Raw genomic sequence first — 24,588 nt, 5'->3', positions numbered from 1 at the left:
GCGGGGCCCGGGTACCGATCGGGCGGCGACGGACCCGCGACCCGGCGGGCACCCGATCCGGGCAGGACACCCCGGACCGGTCGGAACCGGACGGACAGATCCACCCGATCGTGTCCGAACCGATCATCGTCGTCGCAGTTCACTCCCGGGCCGGACGGCCGACGGGAATGCGTTCACCCGATCGTGGCGGTCGGATCCACCGGACACGCCGACGAGCACCCGGCCTCCGGCGTGTCCCCGCCGGATCCGCGACGCTCGTCGTGGTCTCGGACGCGCCGGGTGACCGGGGACCGGCCGGCCGGAACCTCCGGCCCCGAGCCCGGGACCTGCGACGACGGCGACCGTCGGAACCGGAACCGGTGAACCGATCGCCGATGCTGACTCAGCGTCGTCATCCGGGCCCCGTTCGGCACTCTCAGTGTGGTCTCAGGCCTCGTGCACGAGACTGTGCGGTATGTCAGGGATGTCTGCGACCGCCGACGCCGCGACGTGGGTGGGTGAGCTGGACCGGCTCGCACCGCTGCGCGACCTGCGGGTCGGCCCCGGGTTCCACGCCGCCCGCCTGCTGGTGACGGTCGGGGGCACCCCGCAGGGCCAGGTGACCGTCCCGCTGCGGAGCGGGCGCGCCACCATCGCCGACCTGGAGGCCGCGCTCATCGCGCTCGGCTCGCCCGAGCGGGTGGCACCGGCCCCGGTCGCGACCGACCCGGTCACCGTGGTGATCGCGACCCGCAACCGGCCCGAGTCGCTCGCCCGCTGCCTGCGGGCCGTGCTCGCGTCCGACCACCCGGCGCTGTCGGTCGTGGTCGTCGACAACGACCCGGAGGACGAACGCACCCAGAACGTCGTCGCAGCCACCGGCTCGCCGCGGGTCCGCTACGTCCGCGAACCGCGCCGTGGCGCCTCCGTCGGCCGCAACCGGGGCCTCGCCGAGGCACGGACCGACCTCGTCGCCTTCACCGACGACGACACCGAGGTCGACCCGGCGTGGGCCTCGCGGCTGTGCGGTGCCTTCACGGCCGACCCGGAACTCGCCTGCGTGTCCGGCCCGGTGCTCGCCGCCCGGCTCGGGTCGCCCGAGGAGCGCGCGGCCGACGTCGCCCTGGCCTGGAACAAGGGCTTCACCGCCCGGCGGTTCTCGATGGAGCAGCCGCCCGACGACTCGCCGATCTTCCCGTTCGCCCCCGGGCTGTTCGGCATCGGCGCCAACCTCGCCGTGCGGGCCGCGGCCGCGCGGTCGGTCGGCGGGTTCGACGAGGCCATGGGGCCGGGGACCCCCACCCACGGCGGCGAGGACTGCGAGTTCCTGGTCCGGATGATCCTGGCCGGGCACGTGCTCGGGTACGCGCCCGGCGCCTACCTGTGGCACCACCACCGCCCCGACCAGGAGGCGCTGCGCCGCCAGCTGGAGGGCTACGCCGTCGGCCTGGGGAGCTTCCTGGCCAAGGTCGCGCTCTCGCCGCAGGGCCGCGCGGTGGCGCTGCGCCGGTTGCCCGCAGCACTCGCCCGGCTGCGCCACATCGCCGACCGCGAGGCCGGTGCCGGGGACGCGATGCCGAGCGACTCCGACCAGACGCGGACCCGGGGTCTGCTCGTCGGTCCCCGCGCGTACCTGCGTTCGCGCCGCGCCGTCCGCCGCGCCGGGGGTGCGGTGCCGCCGCTGATCGGACGAGCGCTGCCCTCCGTCGTGCCGAACCACCGGGGCCCGGTCCCGGACGGGCCCGGCCCGCTCGGCGCGGTCCGGGCGCCGCAGCAGGGGCCGGGAACGTCGGCTACCCGGTACGAGCCGGGCGCGGCCTGCCCCGGCACGACCCGGCCGGCGGAACGGCACCGCCGCGCGGACAGCGACCCGGCCGTCCCGGCCTGATCGCCCGCCGTCCCGGCGTGATCCGCTGCCGTCCCGGCGTGACCCGCTGCCGTCTCGGCGTGTTCCCCGGCCGTCAGGACGGGCCGGCGCCCAGCAGCTCCGGTGTCGTGGCCGCGGCGGCCAACCGGCCGAACGGGTCGGCAACCAACCGGCGGGTCGTGGTGTCGAGCACTCCCATCGTGCACTCCGCCTCCGCCGCGAGATGGTTCGCGGGGGCACCGTCGCCGTCGGCCACCCGGACGATCCGGTGACGCATCGTGAACGGCTTCCGGTCGCTGAAGGCGATCTCGGAGTCGACGTCGATCTCCTCGCCGTGCCGGAGCTCGGCCCGGAAATGGACCGTGGTCGAGAGCAGCACGACCGTGAGTCCGTGCTCGGCGAGCGCGTGCTGGGTCAGCCCAGTGGCCCGGATGTGCTCCATCCGGGCGTGCTCGGCGTACTGGTGGTACACGGCATGGTTGACGTGCCCGTTCACGTCCATCTCGTAACTGCGGACGGCGATCCGGACCACGTACCGTGCGGGCTGGGCGGCGTTCATGGACGCCAGCCTGTCATCCCGTCCGGGCCCGCGACCGGCCCTGCCCGCCACACCCGGAACGATGTTTGTGCCGCGCACGACCGTGGTCGTAGGGTGGGAGGTCCTCCTGACTAGGCTGGGGCCGGGACAGCATGAGCGGTACGTCAAGAAGCGGCGGCCGGTTGTCACTCACGGTGAGGTCCTTCAGTGGCCGAGCCACCGCCGACGATTGTCGAGGGAGCACGAGGCACATGAGCAGTGAGACGCCCACCGGGGTGGGGGACGAGCAGAGCCCCGACGTCGGCGAGGTCGTCCGCTTCGAGGTGGTCGAGCACGGGGACGGCGCCGTCGTCGTCCACGTGCACGGCGAGATCGACACGATGACCGCGCCGGTGCTCAGCGAGCGCCTGGCGATGCAGATCCCATCCGCGAGCCTGCTCGTGGTCGACCTGTCCCAGGTGACGTTCCTGGGTTCGGCCGGCCTGGCGGCGCTCGTCGAGGCCAAGGAGAAGACCGAGGGGGCCGACGGCCGCCTGCGGCTCGTGTGCGGCTCGCACGCGGTGACCCGCGCCCTGGAGGCGACCAACCTCCTGTCCCTGTTCGATGTGGCCGACGGAGTTCCGGAGGCGCTCCGGACGGCCTGACGAGACCTGGAGGCGTATGGGCGCCTGGTGGCCCCCGCGGTCTTCAACACCGACGTGGCCGAGTATCTCGGCCAGGCGGGTTCGATTCCCGTCCGCCTCCGCCGACCTGTTTCCCCGACGATGAGCACGCTCCCCGAGACCGCCGCTTCCGCCGGGCCCGAGCGCCCGGCCGCCACCCCGTGGACCGTGCCGGACATCGCCGGTGCGGTCCGTGCGGGCCGCAGCACCGCGGCCGGTGTCACCGACGCGCTCCTGACGCGTGCCGATGGCGCCGGCCCGCTGCTGTCGGTCGATCCCGACGCCGTCCGGGCCGCCGCCGCGGCGCTGGACCGGCGCACCGACCGGTTCGCGCTGCCGCTCGCGGGCGTGCCGGTCGTGGTCGAGGACGGCATCTCGGTCGCCGGACGCGGTGACGAGCCGGTCCGGCGGCTGCGCGCCGCCGGTGCGCTGCTCGCCGGCCGTGCCCGCACCGCCGAGTTCGGCATCGGTACCGACGGCTCCCCCGGTGGCCGGGCCACGGCCGCCGTGGTCGCGTCCGGTGCGGTGCCGCTGGCCGTCGGCGTCGACGGCGACGGTGCGCTGCGGGCCGCCGCGGCCGCGCACGGGCTGACCGCGCTGAAGCCGGGACGACGGGTGCTCCCGCTGCCCGCCGCCGCCGAGCGACGGTGGTCCGGCCTGGCCGAGACGACCGTCGTCGCCGGGACCCCGCAGGAGGTGCTCGCGGCGTTCGAGGTGCTGGCCGTCGCCGCCCGCCGGGGACCCGCCACGGCCGGGGGCGGGCTCGCCGGCACCGCGGTCCCGCAGGGCGTCCTCCCCGGCGCCGGCCACGTCGACCGCAGCCCGGGCCCCGGGAACGGGAGCGCGGCCCCCGGTCCCGCCGCCGGCGCCGATCCCGTCGGCTCGCTCGCCTGCTCGCTGCGCACCGGACGCACCCGGCTCGCCGACCCGGCCGCCGCGGCCGCCGTCCACACCGCCATCCGGGTGCTCGACGCCACCGGTACCCGCCTGCTCGCCGTGGACCCGCCCTACAGCGCGGTGCTGCGGGTGCACGGCGCGCGCCGGCGCCAGGTCGGTCTCGCCCGCCGGGTCGAGGACCTCGATCTCGACCCGGACGAGCTCCCCCGCGCCGCCCGCAACGCCCTGCGCCGCGGGCGCCGGGTCCGCCGGCTCGGCGGGCTCCGCCCGGCCACCCCGGCCTCCTGGCGGCAACGCCTCGTCGGCTGGCTGGACGAGGCCGGCACCGAGGCCGGGCTGTTGCCGGTCACCGCCGGACCGGCCGGCGCGGGCACGACCGGGCTGTCCGTCTGGAACCTCGCGGGCCTGCCGTCACTGGTGACGCCGGTGGGGCACGGCGGGCGCGGCTGCGTCCAGCTGGTCGGGCGGCCCGGCTCCGAGCGGCGGCTGCTGGCCACCGCCGCGCTGCTCGCCGCGCCCTGAGGGCGTCACACCTGCGGTGGCTCCCAGCGACCGGTTCGGCTGAACGTCTCCAGCGTCGCGGTGTACGGGGCCAGGTCCATGCCCTGCTCGGCGACCCAGCCGTCGTCGTAGTAGCTGTGCCGGTAGCGCTCACCGCCGTCGCAGATCAGCGTGACGACGCTGCCGGTGCGCCCGGTCCGCAGCATCTCGGCGACCAGCTGGTAGACCGCCCACAGGTTGGTGCCGGTCGAGCCGCCCGCCCAGCGGCCGGTGCGGTCCCGCAGGTGCCGGGCCGCGGCGATGCTCGCCGCGTCCGGCACCGGGAACATCCGGTCGATCACCGAGGACACGAAGCTCGGCTCCATCCGCGGCCGGCCGATCCCCTCGATCCGCGACGGCATCCCCGTCGCGTAGTCCGGGGCGCCCGTGGCCCAGCCGGGCAGGAACGCCGAGTTCTCCGGGTCGACCACGGCCAGCCGGGTGGACAGCCGCCGGTAGCGCAGGTAGCGGCCGATCGTCGCGGACGTGCCGCCGGTCCCGGCCCCCACGACGATCCACTCCGGCACCGGGTGCGGCTCCTCGGCGAGCTGGTCGAGGATCGACTCGGCGATGTTGTTGTTGCCCCGCCAGTCGGTCGCCCGCTCGGCGTAGGTGAACTGGTCCAGGTAGTGACCCCCGGACTCGGCGGCGAGCCGCTCGGCCTCGTCGTAGACGTCCGGCCCGTGCTCCACGAAGTGGCAGCGGCCGCCCTCCCGCTCGATCAGCGCGACCTTCTCCGGGCTCGTCGACCGGGGCATCACCGCGACGAACGGCAGGCCCAGCAGCCGCGCGAAGTAGGCCTCGGACACCGCGGTGGACCCGGAACTGGCCTCGACGACCGTCGTCCCCTCGCGGATCCAGCCGGAGGCCAGCCCGTACAGGAACAACGACCGCGCCAGCCGGTGCTTGAGGCTGCCGGTGGGGTGCACGGACTCGTCCTTGAGGTAGACGTGCACCCCCCACTCCGCGGGCAGGTCGAGGACGTGCAGGTGGGTGTCCGCGGAGCGGTTCGCGTCGGCCTGGACCCGGCGCATCGCCTCGTCGGTCCAGGATCGGGTACGGGCACAGCTGCGGTCGACGGGCTCCACCCGACCGACCCTAGGCCGGACCTACACGTGCACCGTGCCCGTCCCCTCGGTGACGAACCCGATCACGGCGGCCTCGTGCCCGCGCCCGCGCAGCCACCCGACGGCGTCCGCGGCGGACTGCGGCGCCGCACCGAACAGCAGACCGCCGGAGGTCTGGGCGTCCGAGAGGAGCAGCAGGTCCTCCTCGGAGGCCGCCGCGCGCGTCACCCGGTCGTCGATCCACTGCCGGTTGCGCTGCGTCCCGCCGGGCACGACGCCGGCCGCGACCAGGTCGCGCACCCCCTCCAGCAGCGGCACCGACGCGACGTCCACCGTGGCGTCCACACCGGACGCCACCGTCATCTTCGTCAGGTGCCCGAGCAGGCCGTAGCCGGTCACGTCGGTGCAACCGGTGGCGCCGGCGTCCCGGGCGGCCGCCGCCGCGTCCGCGTTCGGGGTGGTCATCGCCGCCACCGCGGCGTCGACCGCGGCCGGGACACCCCGCTTGACCGCGGTCGAGATCACGCCGATGCCGAGCGGCTTGGTCAGCACCAGCGCATCCCCGGGGCGCAGGCCCGCGTTGGTCAGCACCCGGTCGGGGTGCACCTCACCGACGACCGCCAGGCCGTACTTGGGCTCCGGGTCGTCGATCGTGTGCCCGCCGACGACGGCGAAGCCGCACGCCCGCCCGACCCCGGCGCCACCCTCCAGGACCTCGGCGAGCACCTCCGGCCCGAGATCGTTCGACGGCCAGCACACCAGGTTCAGCGCGAACAGCGGGGTGCCGCCCATCGCGTACACGTCGGACACCGCGTTGGTCGCCGCGATCGCGCCCCAGGTGCGCGCGTCGTCCACGATCGGGGTGAAGAAGTCGGTGGTGGCGACCAGCGCGCGGTCCGCGGAGAGCCGCCAGACGGCCGCGTCGTCACCGGTGTCGGTCCCCACGAGCAGGTCCGGGTGCGCCGGTGGGGTGACGCCCGCGAGGACCTCCGCCAGCTGACCGGGCCCGAGCTTGCAGCCGCACCCGGCGCCGTGGCTGAACTCGGTGAGCCGCCGGACGGTGCCGGTGGAGCCGGTGTCGGACATGCGATCCCCTCCCGTGGTGACGACGACCACGTCCGACCCTACCCGCGGTCACCGACGATCACGCTCGGCTGCACACCGCCGGTCGCGGAGCCGCAGCCGTCCGCCGAACGGGGGCTGCGCGGGCCGGGCCGGGCACCGAGACTGACCGACCGTGAGGACGGCGTGACCGACGTGCCGGACGGGCGACGCCCGCGAGACGGTGCAGGACGATGGGCCGGCCTGGTCGGCCGGGGACGCTCCACGAGGGAGCCGGACAGGGGGACGGTCGACGAGGTGGCCGAGCACGGTGAGCCCGAGGACGACGGGGCCGGAGACGTCGGCCCCTCAGACGTCTTCGGAGGCGTCGGACCCGGAGACAGGGGTGGCCGAGACGTGGCCGCCCCCGGCGGGGATTCTTCAGACGTGGGTGGCCGGGACGTGGATTCCCGGGATGACGAGGTCGAGGACGTGCGCGACGACGAGACGACCCGCGCGGCCGGCACGACCGCGGCGGGCCTCCCGCGGCGGACGCCCTCGGTGCCGCACGACGGCTTCCGGGGAGGCCCGGCCGCCGACACCCCCCGGGCCGACAGCAGGGTCGTCGACACCAGCTCCATCGACACCACCATCGTCGAGGAGCTGCTGACCCGGCTCGCCAACACCGAACGGGCACGCGAGCAGGCCGAGGCGGCGCGCGACGAGGCCGTCCAGCGGGCCGACGCGCTCGCCGCGGCCCTGGAGGACGCGCGGGCCCAACCGGCCGAGACGTTCGGGATGCGCGCGGACAAGGTCCTGCGGATGGCCGACCACGACGCCGCGCAACGCCGCCGCACCGCCGAGCGCGAGGCCGAGGAGCTGCGCGAGCAGGCCCGCGCCGACGCGGAGTGGATCACTACCGAGGCCCGCTCACAGGCCTCCCGGATCACCGCGGAGGCGCAGACCCGGGCCCAGCGGGTCACCGCGGACGCGGCCGCCGAGGTCGACCGGCTCAACGCCGCCGGTGTCGCCGCCCGCCGCGACGGCGAGCTCGTCGCGGACACCGCCGCGTCGATGCACGCGCACGTCTCCGGGCTGCGCAGCAGCGTGCGCGACGAGGTCGCCCGGTTGCACGCGCTGCTCGGTGCGGAGCTGCACCGGCTCGACCGACCGGCCCCCCTCACCGGCGAGGGTGGGGAGGCCGGCCGGGTGGCGGACGGTCTCGTGGGGGACACGGGCCCGCTGCCCGCCGTCGCTGCGCGGCCGCAGCCCGCGCCGCCTGCTCCGGACGACCCGGTGCCCGCCGCCGAGGAGCCGTCCGGTGCCGGCCCCGACACCGGCGACCTGCCCGCGGTGTCTCTGCCCGAGCAGCGGGCCGCGGACGGCGGGGCCGGTACCGGCGGACCGGCCGACAGCGGAGCCGGGGGTAGCGGGACCGGGGGCATAGGAGCCGGAGGCAGCCGAGCCGGAGACAGTGGCGCCGGGGGCGGTGGAGCCGGGGGCGGTGCTGCCGAGGACGGGCCGTCCGAGGTCGCGACCCCGGACGCCGACGCCCGGACCGGCGCCGAGCCCGTCCGGACGAGTGGACACACCGGCGAGGAGTGAGCGCTACCGTGCGCGGATGACCACCGCGCGCCCGCACCACGCGGCGGACCCGCGTCGCCGCGTCCCGCGCACCGACGCCGTCCTGGCCGAGCCGGAACTGACCGCCGCCGCCGGACGTCTCGGCCGGGACCGCGTCAAGCGCGCCGTCACCGCGGCCCAGCAACGGGCCCGGGACGGCGTGATCGCGCCCTCGGACGTCGCCGCCGACGCGCTCGCCGCGCTCCCGGCGACCGCCACCGGCATCCGGCCCGTGCTCAACGCCAGCGGGGTGCTGCTGCACACCAACCTCGGCCGGGCACCGCTGTCCGATGCCGCGGTCGCCGCGATCGGCGCGGCCGCGGGGACCTGCGACGTCGAGCTGGACCTGACGACCGGCCGGCGCGGCACCCGTGGGGCCGGGGCGGTCGCGGCCCTGCGCGACGCGGTCCCGGGCGCCGGGGCCGCCTGGATCGCCAACAACGGTGCGGCCGCGCTCGCGCTGGTCTGCGCGGCGCTGGCCGGGCCCGGCCGGGAGATCGTGATCTCCCGCGGGCAGCTCGTCGAGATCGGTGACGGCTTCCGGATCCCCGAGCTGATCGAGTCGACCGGGGCCCGGCTGCGCCCGGTCGGCACCACCAACCGCACCCACCTGTCCGACTACGCCGGCGCGATCGGCCCCGACACGGCGTTCGTGCTGGTCGTGCACCCGTCGAACTTCGTGGTGAGCGGGTTCGTGTCCGACGTGGACCTGCGTGAGCTGGCGGGGCTCGGCCCGCCGGTCGTCGCCGACATCGGTTCCGGGCTGCTCACCCCGCACCCGCTGCTGCCCGCCGAGCCGGACGCCGCGGGCGCGCTGGCGGGCGGGGCCGACCTGGTCACCGCGTCCGGCGACAAGCTCCTCGGCGGCCCGCAGGCCGGGCTGCTGCTCGGCGGCGGCGAGCGCGGCACCCGGCTGGTCGAGCAGGTCCGGCGGTTCCCGCTGGCCCGCGCGATGCGGGTGGACAAGCTGACCCTCGCCGCGCTGGAGGCCTCGGTCGCCGGCCCGCCCACCCCGGTGCGGGAGTTCCTCGACACCGACCCGGCCACGCTGCGCCCCCGGGCCGACGCGCTGGCTGCGGCGCTGGCCGCCGACGGGGTGCCGGCGAGCGCCGCCGACACCGTCGCCGGCGTCGGGGGCGGTGGGGCGCCCGGGGTGGAGCTGCCCAGCGCGGCGGTCGCACTGCCCGCCCGATACGCCGAGGCCCTGCGCGCCGGGGACCCACCGGTGCTCGGCCGGGTCGCCGGTGATCGCTGCCTGCTCGACCTGCGCGCCGTACCGCCGTCCGCCGACAGCGTCCTGCTCGGCGCGGTACGCGCGGTACGGGTGGGGTGAGCCGTGCACGTGCTCTGCACCGCCGGACACGTCGACCACGGCAAGTCGACGCTGGTCCGCGCGCTCACCGGGATGGAACCCGACCGGTACGCCGAGGAACGGCGCCGCGGGATGACGATCGACCTCGGCTTCGCCTGGACCACGCTGCCGGCGGCGTCCAGCAGCCGGCCCGCCGGTGGGTCGGTCGAACCACCACCGACGGTGGCGTTCGTCGACGTCCCCGGGCACGAACGGTTCGTCAGCACCATGCTCGCCGGTGCCGGACCGGTACCGGCCGCGCTGTTCGTCGTCGCCGCCGACGAGGGCTGGATGCCGCAGTCCGCCGAGCACGCCGATGCGCTCGCCGCCGCCGGCATCACCCGCGGCCTGCTCGTCATCACCCGGACCGACCTGTTCGACCCGGAGCTCGCCTGCGACGACGCCCGCTCGGCGCTGGCCGAGCGCGGGCTGGACGGGTGGCCCGTGGTGGCGGTGTCCGCGCACACCGGGGCCGGGATCGACACGTTGCGTGACGCGCTGAGCGAGCTGGTCGCCGACCTCCCCCCGGCCGACCGGGACGGCGCCGCCCGGCTGTGGGTGGACCGGGCGTTCACCGTCCGCGGCGCCGGCACCGTGGTCACCGGGACGCTGCGCAGCGGCACCGTGCGGACCGGTGACGAGCTGGAGCTGCAGGGCGCCGGAGGTCGCGTCCCGGTCACCGTGCGCGGGGTGCAGGAGCTGGGGGCACCGGTCGACCGCGCGGAGGCGGTGGCCCGGGTGGCGCTCAACCTGCGCGGGGTCCCCCGCGAACAGGTCGAGCGCGGTCACGCCCTGCTCGCACCCGGCGCCTGGCCGGACACCACCGAGGCCGACGTCCGGCTGCACGGGATCGGCGGGCCACCGCCGGAGATCGACTCCCCGGTCGGCCTGACCCTGCACGTCGGCTCGGCCGCCGTCCCGGTCCGGGTACGCCCGCTCGGCGACGACGTGGTCCGGCTCCGCCCGCAGCATCCGCTGCCGCTGCGCATCGGGGATCGGGCCGTGCTGCGCGATCCGGGCGCCCGGCGCGTGGTGGCCGGGGTGACCGTGCTGGACCCGGCCCCGCCACAGCTGCGCCGCCGGGGCGCGGCCCGGGCACGCGCGCGGGTCCTGACCGGCGCGACCGGTGTCCCGGACGCCACGGCCGAGCTGGCCCGCCGGGGCACCGTGCGGGCCGCCGACCTGGTCCGGTGGGGCGTTCCCGCGGCCGAGGTGGATGCGCTGCGGCAGGAGGTACCGGGGGCGGCCGGTGTGCTGGTGCACCCGGACACCGCAGCCGCGGCGGTCGCCGCACTGGAGCGGGCGGTCGCGGCGCACGACGACGCCGACCCCCTCGACCCGGGGCTGCCGCTCGCGGCCGCCCGGCGGGCCGCCGGCCTCCCGGACGCCGCGCTGGTGGAGGCGGTGCTCACCGCAGGAGCAGACGCTGGCGGCTCCGGCTCCGGCTCCGGCTCCGGCTCCGGCTCCGGGAGCGACGGTGCCCGGGGCACGGCACTCGTCGTCCGGGACGGCCGGGTACTCGCGGCCACCGCGACCGGACCACCCGAGCACGTCCTCGCCGCGGCCGCCCGGCTGCGCGCGGACCTCGAGCAGGCGCCGTTCGCCGCCCCCGACGCCGACCGGCTGGCCGAGCTGGGGCTCGGGCCCCGGGAGCTGGCCGCTCTGGAGCGGGCCGGGGAGCTGCTCCGGCTGACGCCCGAGGTCGTGCTGCTGCCCGACGCCCCGGACCGGGCCGTCGACGTCCTGCAGGGCCTCGCTGCCGAGGGCCCTGCTCCTGCGGGTCCTGTTCCTGAGGGCCCCGCTCCTGAGGGGCCTGCTCCTGAGGGTCCCGACGGGGAGTTCACCCTCAGCGCCGCCCGGCAGGCGCTCGGGACCAGCCGCCGGGTCGCCGTGCCGCTGCTGGAACTCCTCGGGCGCACCGGGCGGACGGTGCGGACCCCCGCGGGAAACCACCGGTTGCGCTGAAGATCTACTCCGGCCGGGGGTCGGCCGTCGCTCCGAGTGGCGGGCACCGGTGACGGTGCCTACCGTCAGGGCAATGACCGACTCCCGCCATCCCGGCCCCGGCGCCGCGGAGAGCCGTCCCGGCGGGGCGACCCGCACCCCGTCGGCGGCGGAGGCCGGTGCCACCGGGGACGCCACGGGCAGCGAGGCGGTGGAGGGGTTGCACCTGGACGTCGCCACCCCGTCCGAGGGTGTCGAGGTGCTCACCGTCGGTGGCGAGCTGGACATGCTGACCGCGCCGGAGCTGCGTCGGGACGTGCTCGCGCGCATCCCGGCGGTGACACTGGTCGTGCTGGACCTCGACGGCGTGCGGTTCCTCGGTACCAGCGGCCTGGCCGCGCTCATCGAGATCCGCGAGCAGGCGCACCGGTCGGGCGTCGAGCTGCGGATCGCCTGCACCGAGCTGCGTGTGCTCCGGCCGCTCGGCATCGCCGGGTTGCACCACCTGTTCGACATCCACGACGACGTCGAGACCGCCCTGCAGTCCTGATCACCCGTCTGTGATGCACGTCACAGTCGACTGTAGCGTGGTGCCCGGCCCGGCCCGCCGGGACCGGTGGATCCGGCCGTGAGCAGCGACGATGCTCCCGCGTCCGGCGCCGCGCACCGTCGCGGCGGCACCGGTCGCACCCGACACGGCGGCGGTCGGCGGGCCGGACAGGTTTGGTCGCGGTGGCGCTCGGGAACCGATCGGGCAGACGCAACTCCCCCGGACCGTCCGGGCCCCGATCGACGAGGTGAGCACGTGAGCGACGTTTCCCGGCTTCCGGGCCCGATGGACGACGAGTGGGAGTGGCAGCGTCTGGGCGCCTGTCGGGGTATGGACAGCGCCGTGTTCTTCCACCCGGACGGTGAGCGCAACCCCTCCCGGTCCCGCCGCACCGAGCGGGCCAAGCAGGTCTGCCGCACGTGTCCCGTGATCCAGCAGTGCCGCCGGTTCGCGCTGGCCAGCCGGGAACCGTTCGGCGTCTGGGGCGGGCTCGGCGAGTCCGAGCGGCGCGCCATCCTCGAGCGCCGCGACACCGGCCGGCCCGCCGTGGCCGCGCAGTCCCACGGCCTGGTCGCCGCCGCAGGCTGAGGCCGTCCCGGCCGCCGGGCCTCACAGACCTGCTTCGGCCCTCGACCGCCGGGCCTCAGTGCCGTGCTTCGGCCCCCGACCGCCGGGCCTCAGTGCCGTGCTTCGGCCCCCGACCGCCGGGCCTCAGACCGCCGAGGCCTCCCCGCCCAGGGGGCCGCGCACCCTCATCGGCGGGGTCACCCGCGCGACCCCGTCGGCGCCCGGGCAGCGGTAGGGCAGCACCGGCAGCCCGTACACCCGGGCCACCCGCTGGACCGCGCGCCGGACGACCTCGATCTCGGGATCGGCCACGGCGCCGGTGAGCGCCGGGGCAGCACAGTAGGTGTCGTCGTCCGGGTCGAACCCGACCAGTTCGGACAGCGCCGCCACCAGGTCCGGCTCGTCGGCGTCGCGCACCGTCCAGCGCAGCCCGAGCCGGTGCAGCCGCACCGGGATCGACGGGACCCGGGTGACCGGCATCGTCATCGGCGAGTCGTCGGGATCCTGCGACGCGTCCTCACCCGGGTAGTCCTCCGCGTCGGCCGGCTCCACCATCCGCAGCGGCCCCGCCGGGTCGTTGCGCACGACGAGCAGGTCGGTCTCCCCCGTACTGCCGGACAGTTCGGCCAGGGCTCCCCCGGCCTGGACGGACTCGGACTCGGTGAGCGCCACGGCCACCAGCCTGCGCGGCCGGGCCACGTCCTGCCCCACGACGATCACGCGCCTTCCGAGTCCCGCACCTGACAGCTCCTCGCGGAGAGTAGACCCGTCCGGGGGTACCGCCGCGCGCGAAATCGCCACCCGTACGGACGAGTGGAGCCGGTCGCGCCGCGAGCGGACGGTGAACCCGCGGATCCGGCGACCGGGGCCCGCGGCACGGCGCCGCAGCGCCGTCCCGACGCCCGCCGGTCGCGGTGAACGGTCCGGCGGTCGAACGGTGGCGGGTGCCCGCCCGGCGGTCGGCCTGCCGGTCCGGCCGGTTGCCGGGGAGTTCGGACGTGTCCGGCCGACCGCGGCGCAGCGGCCGGCGTGGTCCCCGCCGACCGCCTCCGGCGCAGGCCCGACCATCTGCCTGCAGCGCGGTCGTGATCGCCTGCCTCCGGCGTGGTCCCGGTCAGCCACCACCGGCGTCGTCGAGCCGGATCACCATCAGCGCGACGTCGTCGACCAGCCGCTCCGGCAGGCACTCCGCCAGCATCCCGTCCACGACCTCCTCCGGGGTCGAACCGAGGGGCAGGCCGGCCAGTGTCCGTTCCAGCAGCTCGGCCCGGGCGTCGGCGTCCTCCCCGACGATGTCGGTCAGCCCGTCGGTGTAGAAGACCAGCAGCGAGCCGGGGGCGCAGGTCACCGCCGCGTCGTCGCGGCTCGCACCGGTCGCCCGGCCGAACTCCGGCACCGCGCCGAGCATCGGCGAGCGGTGCTCGTCGAGCCGGACCACGGTGCCGTCCGGCTCGCGCAGCAGCGGCGCGGGGTGCCCGGCATTGGCATAGGCCAGCACCCGGGAGCCGTCCGGTGCGGCGGGCGCCAGCCGGGCGTACACCGCGGTGGCCATCTCGGCGACGTCGAGGCCCTGGACGAGCTGGTCGCAGCGGTCCAGGACCGCCCCCGGCCGGTCACCGCCCCACGCGTAGGACCGCAGCACACCGCGCAGCTGCCCCATCGCGGCCGCGGCGGCCAGGTCGTGCCCGACGACGTCGCCGACGGCCGCACCGACCGAGCCGTCGGGCATCGGCAGCACGTCGTACCAGTCCCCGCCGACCTGGTTGCCGTCCGCGCCGGCCAGGTAGCGCGCCGCGACCCCCGTGCCGGGCACGTCCGGCAGGGCCGGCAGCAGGCTGCGCTGCAGCGTCGCGGCCGCGGCCCGCTCCACCTCGTAGAGCCGGGCGTTGTCGACCGCCAGCCCGGCCCGCCCGGCCAGGTCGGCGGCCAGGTGCAGGTCCCGCTGGGTGTAGCGGCGCCCGTAGGGGAACTGGGTGAACAGCATGACCAGGCCCAGCACCCGCCCCCGGCCCAGCAGCGGCAGCGCCAGCGCGGACCGCAGCCGCAGCCGCTCGTAGTCCTCGGCGGCCGCGGGGTCGTCGCGGAGCATCTCGCCGCCGTCGTCGGGCAGTTCGGGGATCAGGTACGGCTTGCCCGCGCGCACCGCCGCCGCGGCCAGGTCCTCGATCCGCGGAGCTCGCAACGGGCCGCCCCGGTCGAGCAGCCCGTCGTCGTCGCCGTCGCGAGCGGCGACCGCGATCCGTTCGCGGCTGCGCCCGTCCGGCGCCTCCAGCAGGTCGACCGTGCACAGGTCGGCGAGCTCGGGCACGACGATGCGGGCGAACCGGGCGCAGGCGTCGGCGACGTCGAGTGCCGCCGTCAGCTGGGTCGTCGCCTCGGCCAGGAGCCGCAGCTGGGCCCGCGCCGCCTCGGCGTCGGCCAGCGCCGCTCGCCGCTCCTGCTCGACGACGACCCGCTCGGTGACGTCGCTCTGCACGCCGACGAAGCTCACCAGCTCGCCGTCGGCGTCCTGCACCGGCGACAGGGAGATCTGGTTCCAGAAGGCGGTGCCGTCGCGCCGGTAGTTCAGCAGCACCTCGGTGACCGGCCGCCGTTCCTGCAGCGCCTCCCGGATCCGGTGCACCGCCGCGCGGTCGGTGTTGGGGCCCTGCAGGAAACGGCAGTTGCGCCCGACCACCTCGTCCAGCGAGTAGCCGGTCAGCCGCTCGAACGACGGGTTCACCCAGACCAGCGGGTCGTCCGCCCGCCGCGGATCGGAGATCGCGAACGACATCTCGGTGGCGAGCACCGCCCGGTCCCGCAGGTGTTCCAGCCGGTCGCGGTGGGCGGGGCCGTCCGGGAGCAGCAGGACGGCCAGGGCGTGGGCCGGTCCGGTGGGTCCGGCAGCACCGTCGGGGCCGGTCAGGGGGAACCCGGTCACGCGGACAGTCGTCCCACCCTGCTCCGCAGGCGCACCGGAAGCGTGCAGCACGACCGGTTCGTCGGACACCGGCTCACCGTCGGCGATGCGGGTCAGCGGCGATCCCGCGCCGTCGAACGGACGGCCGTCCGGGCCGGTGAGCCGGACGGCCTCGCTCCACTGCGACAGCCCGACCGGCGGCTCCGGCGCCCACGGCACCGCAGCGGACGGGCCGGCGTCGACGATCCGCCGCCCGGCGATGTCGATCACCAGCACCACCACCCGGCCGGCGCTCGTGGCGACGTCCGGGATGGCGACGTCCGGGACGGCGGGGGCCGGGACGGCCAGGTCCGCCGACGCCTCGACCGCGCGGCCCACGGCCCGCCGGAGGGCGTCACCGGGGGTTCCGGGGGGTCCGCTCGCACCGTCGTCGGGATACGGGGTCACAGCGGCGAGAGTAGGCCGTGGCCGGCACCTGCCATCGAGGCCTCCGGCGGTGGCACGACGGACCGGCCGGTATCGTCGCCGAGGAGTTCCGCCCTGTGTGGTGGACTCCCACGGCTCCCGGCACGACACGTACCGGAGCGGGCCCGAAGGCAGTCCGTCGAGACCACGGCGGTGTGCCCGGCCGTCATCGGTCGTCCGCCCCCACACGGAGGTGATCCCCCTGCCCGGATCCGCGCCGGCCGAGCCGTCCCGGGATGACGGCGCCCCCGACCAGGACCTGCTGGTCGACCTCGGTGTCGCGGTGTCGTCCCCGCGTGCCGGCCTGACCGTGCTCACCGTCCGCGGCGAGGTGGACGCCCTGACCGCGCCCCGGCTCGCCACCGCCCTCGACGAGCTGATGAGCGGTCCCGACGACCACCGGGTCGCCCTCGACCTGCAGGGCGTCACGTTCCTCGCCTCGAGCGGCCTGGGCGTGCTCATCGACACCGCGCGCCGGGCCGCCCGCGACGACCGCACGCTGGTCGTCGTCGCCACCGCCCGGGCCGTGCTCCGGCCGCTGGAGGTCACCGGGTCCGCACAGCTGTTCACCGTCGTACCCGACCTCACCGCGATCCCGGGGCCGTGACCACGCCCGACCCTGCACATCCGGCGCGAGCCAGACATGATTCCACCTGATCGGCGTACTCGCGCCGGGACCGGATCCACGTCGAAAGGACATGCCAGCGTGCCCCAGCAGGAACCTTCGAGCGCACCCGCCGAACCCCGCGCGGCCAGCGTCGAGATCCGGACCGCGGCGCGGGCCGCGTTGATCCCGACGGTTCGCGCGGTCGCCTCGGACCTCGCCGCCCGTGCGGACTTCGACCTCGACGCCATCTCCGACCTGCGGATGGCGGTCGACGAGGCCTGCGCGACCCTGGTCGGGCTGGCCGAGCCCGGCTCGTCGCTGCGGTGCACGTTCGACGTGCACGACGAGCGGATCGATGTCGCGGCCCAGGTGCTCACCGGCGCCGACGCGACACTCCCGACCGACAGCTTCGGCTGGCGGGTACTCCAGACCCTCGCCGACCAGGTGGCGGTGGAGACCGGTGCGGTCGACGGCGGCCGTCCCGCCCTGACCATCCGGCTGCACAAGCTCGCCGGGCCGGCCCTGTGACGGCAGACCCCGAGTACGCCCACCTCACGCCGCTGCTCGAGGAGTACTCCGGTCTCGAACCGGACGACCCCCGGCGGGAGGAGCTGCGGGACCGGCTGGTCACCGGCTACCTGCCGGTCGCACAGCACATCGCACGCCGGTTCAACCACCGCGGCGAGCCGCTCGACGACCTCGTCCAGGTCGCGACGGTCGGGCTGATCAACGCGATCGACCGGTTCGACCCCGGCAAGGGCGGCGAGTTCTTCTCCTTCGCCGTCCCCACGATCTCCGGTGAGGTGCGGCGGCACTTCCGCGACCAGAGCTGGTCCATGCGGGTCCCGCGGCGGCTCAAGGACATGCACGTGTCGATCAACGGCGCGGTGTCCGAGCTGTCCCAGACGCTCGGCCGGTCCCCGAAGCCGTCCGAGATCGCGCGGCACCTCGACCTGCCGGTCAACGAGGTCCTGGAGGGCCTGGAGGCCGCCGAGGCCTACCGCAGCTCGTCGCTCGACGAGATGCTGTCCTCCGAGGACGGCAGCGCCACCGTCGGCGAGCTGGTGGGCGACGCCGACGCCGAACTCGACCGGGTCGACTACCGCGAGTCCCTCCGGCCGCTGCTCGCCGAGCTGGCACCGCGCGAACGCACCATCGTCATGCTGCGCTTCTTCGGCAACCGGACCCAGACCCAGATCGCCTCCGAGGTCGGCATCTCCCAGATGCACGTCTCACGGCTGCTGGCACAGACGCTGACCCGGCTGCGCGACCGCCTCGACCCCGGCGAGCGCGCCCTGTAGCCACGCCCCCGTGCGCCGGCCACCGGCGGCAGGAGAGGATCATCGGCAGCGAGCTGGGCGATTCTGCTGCCGTTGGGACGAGGGGTGCGATGAGCGAGCCGGAGCACGTGCTGGTGATCGGGGCCGGGCTGGGTGGCCTGCGGACGGTGCAGGGCCTGCGCCGGTCCGGCTTCACGGGCCGGATCAGCCTGGTCGGGGCCGAGGAGCCGCCCGCCTACGACCGGCCGCCGCTGTCGAAGCAGTACCTGGCCGGCGAGTGGGACCGGGAGCGGATCGGCCTGGTCGCCGACGACGAGTTCGACGGGCTCGGCGTGCGCACCCACTTCGGCCGGTCCGCGGTCGCGCTGCGGCCCGGCGGGGACACGCACGAGGTCGAGCTGGACGACGGCAGCACGCTGCACGCCGACGCGATCGTGCTCGCGGTCGGTGTCGCCCCCCGGCGACTGTCCGGGCAGCCGGACTCGGCCCACCTGCTGCGCACCGTCGAGGACTCCACCGCCCTGCGCGGCACGTTCGACGGCGCGTCGTCGCTGCTCGTGGTCGGGGCCGGGTTCATCGGCGCGGAGGTCGCGAGCACCGCGGTGGCGCGCGGCCTGAGGGTGACGGTGCTGGAGGCCGATGCGGTGCCGATGGCGCGGGTGCTCGGTTCCCGGGTCGGCGCGCTCGCCGGCCGGCTGATCTCCGACGGCGGCGCGGACCTGCGGTGCGGGGTGTCGGTGTCGGCGCTGACCGGCTCCGGGGCGACGCTGTCCGACGGCAGCACCGTCGACGCCGACGCGATCCTCGTCGGCGTCGGTGCCCGGCTCGACCTCGACTGGCTCACCACCACCGGGCTGGACCTGGCCGGCGGGATCCCGTGCGACGAGCGCGGCCGGGTCGAGGGCCTGGCCGGGGTGTGGGCCGTCGGCGACGCCGCCGCCTGGACCGACCCGCGCTACGGCGACCGGCCGCGGCACGAGCACTGGACCTCGGCGACCGACCAGGCCGCCGCCGTGGCCGCGGACATCGCGGGGGCGCAGCCGCCACCGGAGAGCGTGCCCTACTTCTGGTCCGACCAGTTCGGGCTGAAGATCCAGCTGATCGGGCGCCCGGAGCTGGCCGACGGCCTGCTGGCGCTGCACGGCGAGGGCTTCGACGACGGCGGGGACACCGGCGGCGAGATCAAGGGGACGACCATCGGCTACCTGCGCGGCGACGAGCTCGTCGCCGTCGTCGGTTTCGGGGCGGCGCGGCGGATCGCCCGCTACCGCAAGCCGCTGGCCGACCGCGCCGACCGCGACACCGTCCTGGAGTTCCGCGACTCGCTGACCTGAGCGGCCGGCCGCAGGCTCAGCGGAAGATCGAGCGGACCACGGCCAGGCCCACCAGCGTGCCCACCGCGATCAACGTGTACTTGATCTTGGGGTCGGCGAGCTTCTCGGCGATCTGCTCCTTGCTCCCCTCGATCAGGGTCTTCGGGTTCGCCCGGTCGGCCAGGGCGTCCAGGCTCTCGGCCAGCGCGTCCCGGGTCTTCTCGATCTCGCGCTGGATGTTCTCGGGGTCGCGGGCCACCACGTCGTCTCCTCGGTCCGGCCGGTGCGCTCCGCGCCCCGGTTCCTGCTGGTCCTCGCCCGCACCGGCGACGTGCGGGCGGCGTGGCACACACCGTAGCCACCGGGCCCGTGCCCCGCGCGTCCCGCCCACGGCGCGGCGCGCACCGGACGGGTGGCACGCGCCCGCCGGACGCCGCTGTCCACAACCGGGCCCGACCCGGCGGAGTTGTCCACAGGCCACGATCCGGGCCGCTCGTCGCGGCCGGCGGGTGGCACTCTGATCCTCATGAGCACCCGGTTGCAGGCGGGCGACCCCGCCCCCGACTTCACCCTCGACGACGCCGACGGCAAGCCCGTCTCGCTGGCCGACCACAAGGGCCGCAAGGTGATCGTCTACTTCTACCCCGCGGCGAGCACGCCCGGCTGCACCAAGGAGGCGTGCGACTTCCGCGACAACCTGGCCGAGCTGAACGAGTCCGGCATCGACGTCCTCGGCATCTCCCCGGACAAGCCGGAGAAGCTCGCGAGGTTCCGCGACGCCGAGGGCCTGACCTTCCCCCTGCTGTCCGACCCGGACAAGAGCGTCCTCACCGCGTGGGGCGCCTTCGGCGAGAAGACGATGTACGGCAAGACCGTCACCGGGGTCATCCGCTCCACGTTCCTGATCGGCGAGGACGGCACGATCACCGACGCGAAGTACAACGTGAAGGCGACCGGGCACGTCGCGAAGCTGCGCCGGGACTGGAAGATCTGACATGGGCGCGGTCCCGCCGGCGGGCGGTGGGTGATGCCCCGCGCCCGCCGGTGGACCGACGAGCAGCTGATCGCCGCGGTCGCGGCGTCGTCCAGGTTGAGCGAGGTCTGTCACCGTCTCGGGATCAAGCCCGGCCGCTACGACCAGCTCCGGAAGCACATCGAACGAGTCGGCGCGGATGTGCGCCACATCCCGGGCGCCCTCGATCCCGGGCACCGCAACCACCGCCGGCGCTACACCGATGCCGAACTCGTCGAGGCGGTCGCCGCGGAGGTGAGTGTCCACGGGGTGCTGCGCCGTCTCGGTTACCAACCCAATGGAGGGATGTTCCGAGCCGTCACGATGCACATCCGAACGCTCGGGCTGGACACCGGCCATTTCACCGGCCAGGCGTGGGCGCGCGGTCGCCGGTTCCCCCGTCGCCGTGCACGACCCCTCTCCGAGATCCTCGTCCGGAACTCCGACTATCGGAGCAGTGCCGTACTGCGCAGGCGACTGATCGCCGAGGGACTGAAGCAGGCACGGTGCGAGGAATGCGGTCTCACCGAGTGGCGCGGTCGACAGCTCCCTCTCGAGCTCGACCACATCAACGGGGACCACACTGACAACCGGCTGGAGAACCTCCGTATTCTGTGCCCCAACTGCCATGCGCTCACGGACACATGGTGCGGCCGAAAGAACTAGCCGGCGTACTCCAATCGGCAGAGAGACACGGTTTAGGTCCGTGCAAGTGCGGGTTCGAATCCCGCCGCCGGCACAGCACGACCGCCGATCGAGGGCTCGCGGCTCAGGCCGCGGGCTCCTCCTCGGGCAGGGGTCTGCGGGCCGCCAGCACCACCCCGGCCAGCCCGACGACCGCACAGCCGCCCGAGACGATCAGCAGCGCCGGGGGCAGGTGCCCGGTGACCGCATCGCCCAGCGCGACGATCGCGATCGTGCCGGGCGCGGAGCCGAGGACGGTCCCGACCAGGTAGGGCCGGAACCGCACCTGGGAGAGCCCGGCCAGGTAGTTCATCGCGGCGAACGGCACCATCGGGATCAGCCGCAGCGAGGTGACCGCCAGCGTGCCGTGGTGGTCGAGCCGGCGGCGCACCCAGACCGCCCGCGGGTGGGTGGCGTAGCGGGCGACGAGCCGGCCCCCGGTGAGCCGGACGAGGAGGAACGCGGCCACCGCGGCGAGCGCGGTGGCGAGCAGGGTGAGCACCGTCCCGGCGACCGCGCCGAACAGCACCCCGGCCGAGACCGTGAACACGGTCCGGGGGAACGGCGGCACGTTGAGCAGGACCTGGAGCAGCACGAACGCCAGCGGCCCCCACGCGCCGGTGGACTCCACGACCCGGCGCAGCTCACCGAACTGCGGGACGACGGAGATGCCGGAGGCCCGGGCGACGAGTACGACGAGGCTCGCCAGGAGCACCAGCCCGAGACACGCCAGGAGGGGACGCCACCACCGCACGTCCGTCACGGTACTGCGCGTGCCGGCGCGACCGTCGTCACGCCCGGGGTCACGGGTCCGGCGCACCCCGCAGGCCGTGAGAGGCTGCGGCCATGAGCGCTGCGAGCAACGGGATCGATCCCTCCGAGCTGGACGCCGACGGCCTCGCCGTGCGCCGGGAGGTGCTCGGGCCCGACTACGTGGCGGCCGCCCTGGAGAACACCGACGCCACCACCGCCGAGTTCCAGCAGCTGATCACCCGCTACGCCTGGAACGAGATCTGGACCCGGCCGGGCCTGGAGCGCCGGATGCGCTCGGCGGTCACGCTGACCGCGCTCGTCGCGCACGGGCACTGGGCCGAGCTGGAGATGCACCTGCGTGCCGCGCGCCGCAACGGCCTGACCGACGCCGAGATCAAGGAGATCCTGCTGCAGACCGCGATCTACTGCGGTGTGCCCGCCGCGAACTCGGCGTTCAAGATCGCGCAGCGGGTGCTGGCGGAGCCGGCCCCCGAGTAGCCCGGCCGGGCCGTTGAGCCCGGTTCACGCAGCCCGGCTCACACAGCCCGGTTCACGCAGGCCGGTCCGCGCCGCGGAGCCCGGGTTCAGGATTCCGTGAGCAGCGCCTGCAGGTGCGGGACCAGGGCCCGCAGCGCCCGGCCGCGGTGCGAGGCGGCGTCCTTCTCCTCGGCGGACAGCTCCGCCGAGGACCGGGTCCCCTCCTCCGGCGCGAAGATCGGGTCGTAGCCGAACCCGTTCTCCCCGCGGGGCGCCCGCAGCAGGGTCCCCCGCCAGGTGCCGTGCACGACGGTCTGGCCGGGCACCTCCCCCAGCGGCGCGCCGACGGAGCGGGCCCCGCCGGCCGTGCCGTCCCGGGTGTCCGCCGCCGCCCCGGCCGGTGTCACCAGCGCGGCGGCACACACGAACGCGGCACCGCGCCGGGAGTCCGGTACGTCACCGGTCTGGCCCAGCAGGAGCTGCAGGTTGGCCTCGTCGTCGCCGTGCCGGCCGGCCCAGCGCGCGGAGAAGATCCCCGGCATGCCGTTCAGCGCGTCGACGGTGATGCCCGAGTCGTCGGCGATCGCGGGCAGGCCGGTCGCGGCGGCCGCGTCCCGCGCCTTGGCCAGCGCGTTCTCGGCGAACGTCGAGCCGGTCTCGGGGGCCTCCGGGAACTCCGGCACGTCGGCCAGCCCGACGATCTCGACGTCGGCGAGCCCGGCCGCGTCGACGATGCGGCGCAGCTCGACCAGCTTCTTCGCGTTGCGGGTGGCGAGCAGGATCCGCTGCGCCCGCCCGGCGCTGCTGCTGGGGGTGGACCCGCTGCCGGTGGACCCGCCGTCGGGGGACCTGCCGGCGCCGGAGCCGCTGTCGGTGGCGCTCACGCCGGCGTCTCCGGCGCGGTGGCGCCCTTCTCCGCCGCCAGCTTCGGGTGCGGTGCGGCCAGCGCCTCGACCTGCAGCCGGGCGATCTCGGCGATCCCGCCGAGCGCCGAGTCGAGCATGGCGTCGAGGGTCTTGCGGGCGAAGGTGGCGCCCTCGCCGGTGCCCTGGACCTCGATCAGGGTGCCGGTCTCGGTGGCGACGACGTTGGTGTCGACCTCGGCCCGCGAGTCCTCGACGTAGGGCAGGTCCAGGCGCACCCGGCCGTCGACCACGCCCACCGAGACGGCCGCCACCTGGCAGGAGATCGGCTTGGGGTCGGACAGCTTGCCGTGCTCGCCGAGCCAGGTGACGGCGTCGCACAGCGCCACGTAGGCCCCGGTGATCGCCGCGGTGCGGGTGCCGCCGTCGGCCTGCAGCACGTCGCAGTCGATCGCGATGGTGTTCTCGCCGAGCGCGCGCAGGTCGATGCAGGCGCGCAGCGAGCGCCCGATCAGCCGGGAGATCTCGTGGGTGCGGCCACCGATCTTGCCCTTCACCGACTCCCGGGACGACCGGGTGTCGGTCGACGACGGCAGCATCGCGTACTCGGCGGTGACCCAGCCGAGGCCCGAGCCCTTCCGCCAGCGCGGGACACCGTCGGTGACGCTGGCCGCGCACAGCACCTTCGTGTCCCCGAACTCGACCAGTACCGATCCCGCCGGGTGCTTCTGGAAGCCCCGGGTGATCGTCACCGGGCGCAGTTCGTCGTCCGCCCGTCCGTCCGCTCTGCCCTCAGGTCGTGTCACCGGGACATCGTAGGAACTCACACCCGGAACTCGGCGCCCGGGAAGGCCGTCTGGACCGGACCGTCGAACGCGGCCTTGGCCTCGGTGGCGAGTTCGTCGGCGTCGTACCAGGCCGGGACGTGGGTGATCACCAGCCGGCGGGCCCCCGCGGCGGCGGCGTGCTCCCCCGCCTCGCGCCCGGACAGGTGCACGCCCGCGGGGTTGCCGTCCCCGTGCGGCCAGCTGGCCTCGCACAGGAACAGGTCGGCGTCGCGGGCCGCCTCGACGAGGCCGGCGCAGGCGGCGGTGTCGCCGGAGTAGGTCAGCACGGTGCCGCGGTGCTCGACGCGCAGCGCGTACGCCGCGCACGGGTGCACGACGGGGTGGGCGGTCACGGTGACGGTGTCGGTGCCGGTGCCCACGGTGACGGGCTCGCCCGCCGCGAGGTCGTGGAAGGTGAAGACGTCGGTGAGGTCGGTCGTCGCGAGCTCCTGCTCCGACGGGGCGTAGGCGCGGGCGAACCGGGGGTGCGCGCCGGCCGGGGCCAGTACCGGCAGCGGGGCCGCGGTGGCGTCGTACGGGGGCCGTGGGTGGTAGCGGCGATACACGGCCAGGGACGCGAAGTCGGCACAGTGGTCGGCGTGCAGGTGGCTGAAGGCCACAGCGTCGAGCGACCACGGGTCGGTGTGGCGCTGCAGCGCGCCGAGGGTGCCGTTGCCCAGGTCCAGGACGAGTCGGGTGCCGCCGGCCTCGACCAGGTACCCGGACGCCGGTGACTCGGGCCCGGGGCCGCTGCCGGAGCAACCGAGCACGATCAGGCGCAT

At 75.6% G+C, this 24,588-nt stretch carries 25 protein-coding genes and 2 tRNA genes; 17 read left to right on the top strand and 10 right to left on the bottom strand.

Features of this window, described 5'->3' with window-relative positions; genetic code table 11:
- The first annotated feature begins 454 nt into the window (after positions 1 to 454).
- On the top strand, positions 455 to 1,867 hold the full coding sequence (locus BM093_RS09375) for a glycosyltransferase family 2 protein (protein ID WP_093340386.1): 1,413 nt from the start codon (positions 455 to 457) through the stop codon (positions 1,865 to 1,867).
- A gap of 73 nt (positions 1,868 to 1,940) precedes the next feature.
- Here the strand turns inward: BM093_RS09375 and BM093_RS09370 are convergent, their stop codons facing one another.
- Entirely contained in the window at positions 1,941 to 2,405 is a 465-nt protein-coding gene (locus BM093_RS09370) for an acyl-CoA thioesterase (protein ID WP_093340384.1), read from the bottom strand.
- 230 nt (positions 2,406 to 2,635) lie between these two features.
- Between BM093_RS09370 and BM093_RS09365 the strand changes: the two genes are divergently transcribed.
- The 3 genes from BM093_RS09365 (at position 2,636) to BM093_RS09355 (ending at position 4,465) form a co-directional block, all read left to right on the top strand.
- The gene (locus BM093_RS09365; protein ID WP_245773411.1) at positions 2,636 to 3,028 is read left to right on the top strand and encodes an STAS domain-containing protein; all 393 of its coding nucleotides are present in this window, start codon (positions 2,636 to 2,638) and stop codon (positions 3,026 to 3,028) included.
- An 8-nt stretch (positions 3,029 to 3,036) separates the two neighbouring features.
- Positions 3,037 to 3,129: transfer RNA gene (locus BM093_RS09360), tRNA-Sec, on the top strand.
- A 19-nt stretch (positions 3,130 to 3,148) separates the two neighbouring features.
- Complete coding sequence (locus BM093_RS09355; RefSeq protein WP_093340382.1) at positions 3,149 to 4,465, top strand: amidase; 1,317 nt, start codon at positions 3,149 to 3,151, stop codon at positions 4,463 to 4,465.
- A gap of 5 nt (positions 4,466 to 4,470) precedes the next feature.
- Here BM093_RS09355 and cds1 read toward each other — a convergent pair whose 3' ends face one another.
- Entirely contained in the window at positions 4,471 to 5,571 is a 1,101-nt protein-coding gene (cds1, locus tag BM093_RS09350) for an L-cysteine desulfhydrase Cds1 (RefSeq protein WP_093340379.1), read from the bottom strand.
- Positions 5,572 to 5,592: 21 nt separating this feature from the next.
- On the bottom strand, positions 5,593 to 6,636 hold the full coding sequence (gene selD, locus BM093_RS09345; protein ID WP_093340376.1) for a selenide, water dikinase SelD: 1,044 nt from the start codon (positions 6,634 to 6,636) through the stop codon (positions 5,593 to 5,595).
- A 417-nt stretch (positions 6,637 to 7,053) separates the two neighbouring features.
- Between selD and BM093_RS09340 the strand changes: the two genes are divergently transcribed.
- From BM093_RS09340 to BM093_RS09320, 5 genes are all read left to right on the top strand, one after another.
- Positions 7,054 to 8,196: a hypothetical protein gene (locus BM093_RS09340; protein WP_143105317.1), complete on the top strand. Its 1,143-nt coding sequence runs from the start codon at positions 7,054 to 7,056 to the stop codon at positions 8,194 to 8,196.
- A 16-nt stretch (positions 8,197 to 8,212) separates the two neighbouring features.
- Positions 8,213 to 9,547 carry an L-seryl-tRNA(Sec) selenium transferase gene (gene selA, locus BM093_RS09335; protein ID WP_093340371.1) on the top strand — a complete coding sequence of 445 codons (1,335 nt, stop codon included), beginning with the start codon at positions 8,213 to 8,215 and terminating at the stop codon, positions 9,545 to 9,547.
- Between the two features lie 3 nt (positions 9,548 to 9,550).
- Complete coding sequence (gene selB, locus BM093_RS09330) at positions 9,551 to 11,530, top strand: selenocysteine-specific translation elongation factor (RefSeq protein WP_093340369.1); 1,980 nt, start codon at positions 9,551 to 9,553, stop codon at positions 11,528 to 11,530.
- Positions 11,531 to 11,603: 73 nt separating this feature from the next.
- Entirely contained in the window at positions 11,604 to 12,059 is a 456-nt protein-coding gene (locus BM093_RS09325) for an anti-sigma factor antagonist (RefSeq protein WP_093340367.1), read from the top strand.
- Between the two features lie 255 nt (positions 12,060 to 12,314).
- Entirely contained in the window at positions 12,315 to 12,647 is a 333-nt protein-coding gene (locus BM093_RS09320) for a WhiB family transcriptional regulator (protein ID WP_218162716.1), read from the top strand.
- A gap of 123 nt (positions 12,648 to 12,770) precedes the next feature.
- On the opposite strand, the gene BM093_RS09315 is transcribed toward BM093_RS09320, so the two are convergent.
- A complete protein-coding gene (locus BM093_RS09315; RefSeq protein ID WP_093340363.1) occupies positions 12,771 to 13,346 on the bottom strand; it encodes a hypothetical protein in 576 nt (191 codons plus the stop codon).
- A gap of 394 nt (positions 13,347 to 13,740) precedes the next feature.
- Positions 13,741 to 15,972: a SpoIIE family protein phosphatase gene (locus tag BM093_RS09310; protein ID WP_177238357.1), complete on the bottom strand. Its 2,232-nt coding sequence runs from the start codon at positions 15,970 to 15,972 to the stop codon at positions 13,741 to 13,743.
- Positions 15,973 to 16,183: 211 nt separating this feature from the next.
- Here BM093_RS09310 and BM093_RS35850 point away from each other — a divergent pair, with 211 nt between their 5' ends.
- The 4 genes from BM093_RS35850 (at position 16,184) to BM093_RS09290 (ending at position 19,211) form a co-directional block, all read left to right on the top strand.
- Positions 16,184 to 16,597 (top strand): STAS domain-containing protein, encoded by a 414-nt coding sequence (locus BM093_RS35850; RefSeq protein WP_177238356.1) that lies wholly within the window; start codon positions 16,184 to 16,186, stop codon positions 16,595 to 16,597.
- A 99-nt stretch (positions 16,598 to 16,696) separates the two neighbouring features.
- On the top strand, positions 16,697 to 17,125 hold the full coding sequence (locus BM093_RS09300) for an ATP-binding protein (RefSeq protein ID WP_093340354.1): 429 nt from the start codon (positions 16,697 to 16,699) through the stop codon (positions 17,123 to 17,125).
- Positions 17,122 to 17,898: a SigB/SigF/SigG family RNA polymerase sigma factor gene (locus BM093_RS09295; protein WP_093340351.1), complete on the top strand. Its 777-nt coding sequence runs from the start codon at positions 17,122 to 17,124 to the stop codon at positions 17,896 to 17,898. The genes BM093_RS09300 and BM093_RS09295 overlap by 4 nt, the downstream gene beginning before the upstream one ends.
- Positions 17,899 to 17,987: 89 nt before the next feature.
- Positions 17,988 to 19,211, top strand: a complete 1,224-nt coding sequence (locus tag BM093_RS09290; protein ID WP_093340348.1) for an NAD(P)/FAD-dependent oxidoreductase — start codon at positions 17,988 to 17,990, stop codon at positions 19,209 to 19,211.
- A 16-nt stretch (positions 19,212 to 19,227) separates the two neighbouring features.
- On the opposite strand, the gene BM093_RS09285 is transcribed toward BM093_RS09290, so the two are convergent.
- Entirely contained in the window at positions 19,228 to 19,449 is a 222-nt protein-coding gene (locus BM093_RS09285) for a DUF3618 domain-containing protein (protein ID WP_093340572.1), read from the bottom strand.
- 267 nt (positions 19,450 to 19,716) lie between these two features.
- On the opposite strand from BM093_RS09285, the gene bcp reads away from it, so the two are divergent.
- The 3 genes from bcp (at position 19,717) to BM093_RS09270 (ending at position 20,941) form a co-directional block, all read left to right on the top strand.
- The gene (bcp, locus tag BM093_RS09280; RefSeq protein ID WP_093340346.1) at positions 19,717 to 20,184 is read left to right on the top strand and encodes a thioredoxin-dependent thiol peroxidase; all 468 of its coding nucleotides are present in this window, start codon (positions 19,717 to 19,719) and stop codon (positions 20,182 to 20,184) included.
- A 33-nt stretch (positions 20,185 to 20,217) separates the two neighbouring features.
- Positions 20,218 to 20,868 carry an HNH endonuclease gene (locus BM093_RS09275; RefSeq protein ID WP_143105315.1) on the top strand — a complete coding sequence of 217 codons (651 nt, stop codon included), beginning with the start codon at positions 20,218 to 20,220 and terminating at the stop codon, positions 20,866 to 20,868.
- Positions 20,868 to 20,941, top strand: a tRNA-Leu gene (locus tag BM093_RS09270). Before BM093_RS09275 ends, BM093_RS09270 begins: the two co-directional genes overlap by 1 nt.
- A 30-nt stretch (positions 20,942 to 20,971) precedes the next feature.
- On the opposite strand, the gene BM093_RS09265 is transcribed toward BM093_RS09270, so the two are convergent.
- The gene (locus BM093_RS09265; protein WP_245773410.1) at positions 20,972 to 21,649 is read right to left on the bottom strand and encodes a TVP38/TMEM64 family protein; all 678 of its coding nucleotides are present in this window, start codon (positions 21,647 to 21,649) and stop codon (positions 20,972 to 20,974) included.
- An 83-nt stretch (positions 21,650 to 21,732) separates the two neighbouring features.
- Here BM093_RS09265 and BM093_RS09260 point away from each other — a divergent pair, with 83 nt between their 5' ends.
- Positions 21,733 to 22,137 (top strand): carboxymuconolactone decarboxylase family protein, encoded by a 405-nt coding sequence (locus BM093_RS09260; protein ID WP_093340341.1) that lies wholly within the window; start codon positions 21,733 to 21,735, stop codon positions 22,135 to 22,137.
- An 86-nt stretch (positions 22,138 to 22,223) separates the two neighbouring features.
- Here BM093_RS09260 and BM093_RS09255 read toward each other — a convergent pair whose 3' ends face one another.
- From BM093_RS09255 to BM093_RS09245, 3 genes are all read right to left on the bottom strand, one after another.
- The gene (locus BM093_RS09255) at positions 22,224 to 22,898 is read right to left on the bottom strand and encodes a non-canonical purine NTP pyrophosphatase (RefSeq protein ID WP_245773423.1); all 675 of its coding nucleotides are present in this window, start codon (positions 22,896 to 22,898) and stop codon (positions 22,224 to 22,226) included.
- Positions 22,899 to 22,996: 98 nt separating this feature from the next.
- Positions 22,997 to 23,785 carry a ribonuclease PH gene (rph, locus tag BM093_RS09250; protein WP_093340336.1) on the bottom strand — a complete coding sequence of 263 codons (789 nt, stop codon included), beginning with the start codon at positions 23,783 to 23,785 and terminating at the stop codon, positions 22,997 to 22,999.
- Between the two features lie 17 nt (positions 23,786 to 23,802).
- The gene (locus tag BM093_RS09245) at positions 23,803 to 24,588 is read right to left on the bottom strand and encodes an MBL fold metallo-hydrolase (RefSeq protein WP_093340333.1); all 786 of its coding nucleotides are present in this window, start codon (positions 24,586 to 24,588) and stop codon (positions 23,803 to 23,805) included.

The organism is Pseudonocardia ammonioxydans, assembly GCF_900115005.1.
Classification (GTDB): Bacteria; Actinomycetota; Actinomycetes; order Mycobacteriales; family Pseudonocardiaceae; genus Pseudonocardia; species Pseudonocardia ammonioxydans.
The sequence above is the reverse complement of the archived record's forward strand: the minus strand, read 5'-3'. Positions and strand labels throughout refer to the sequence as shown.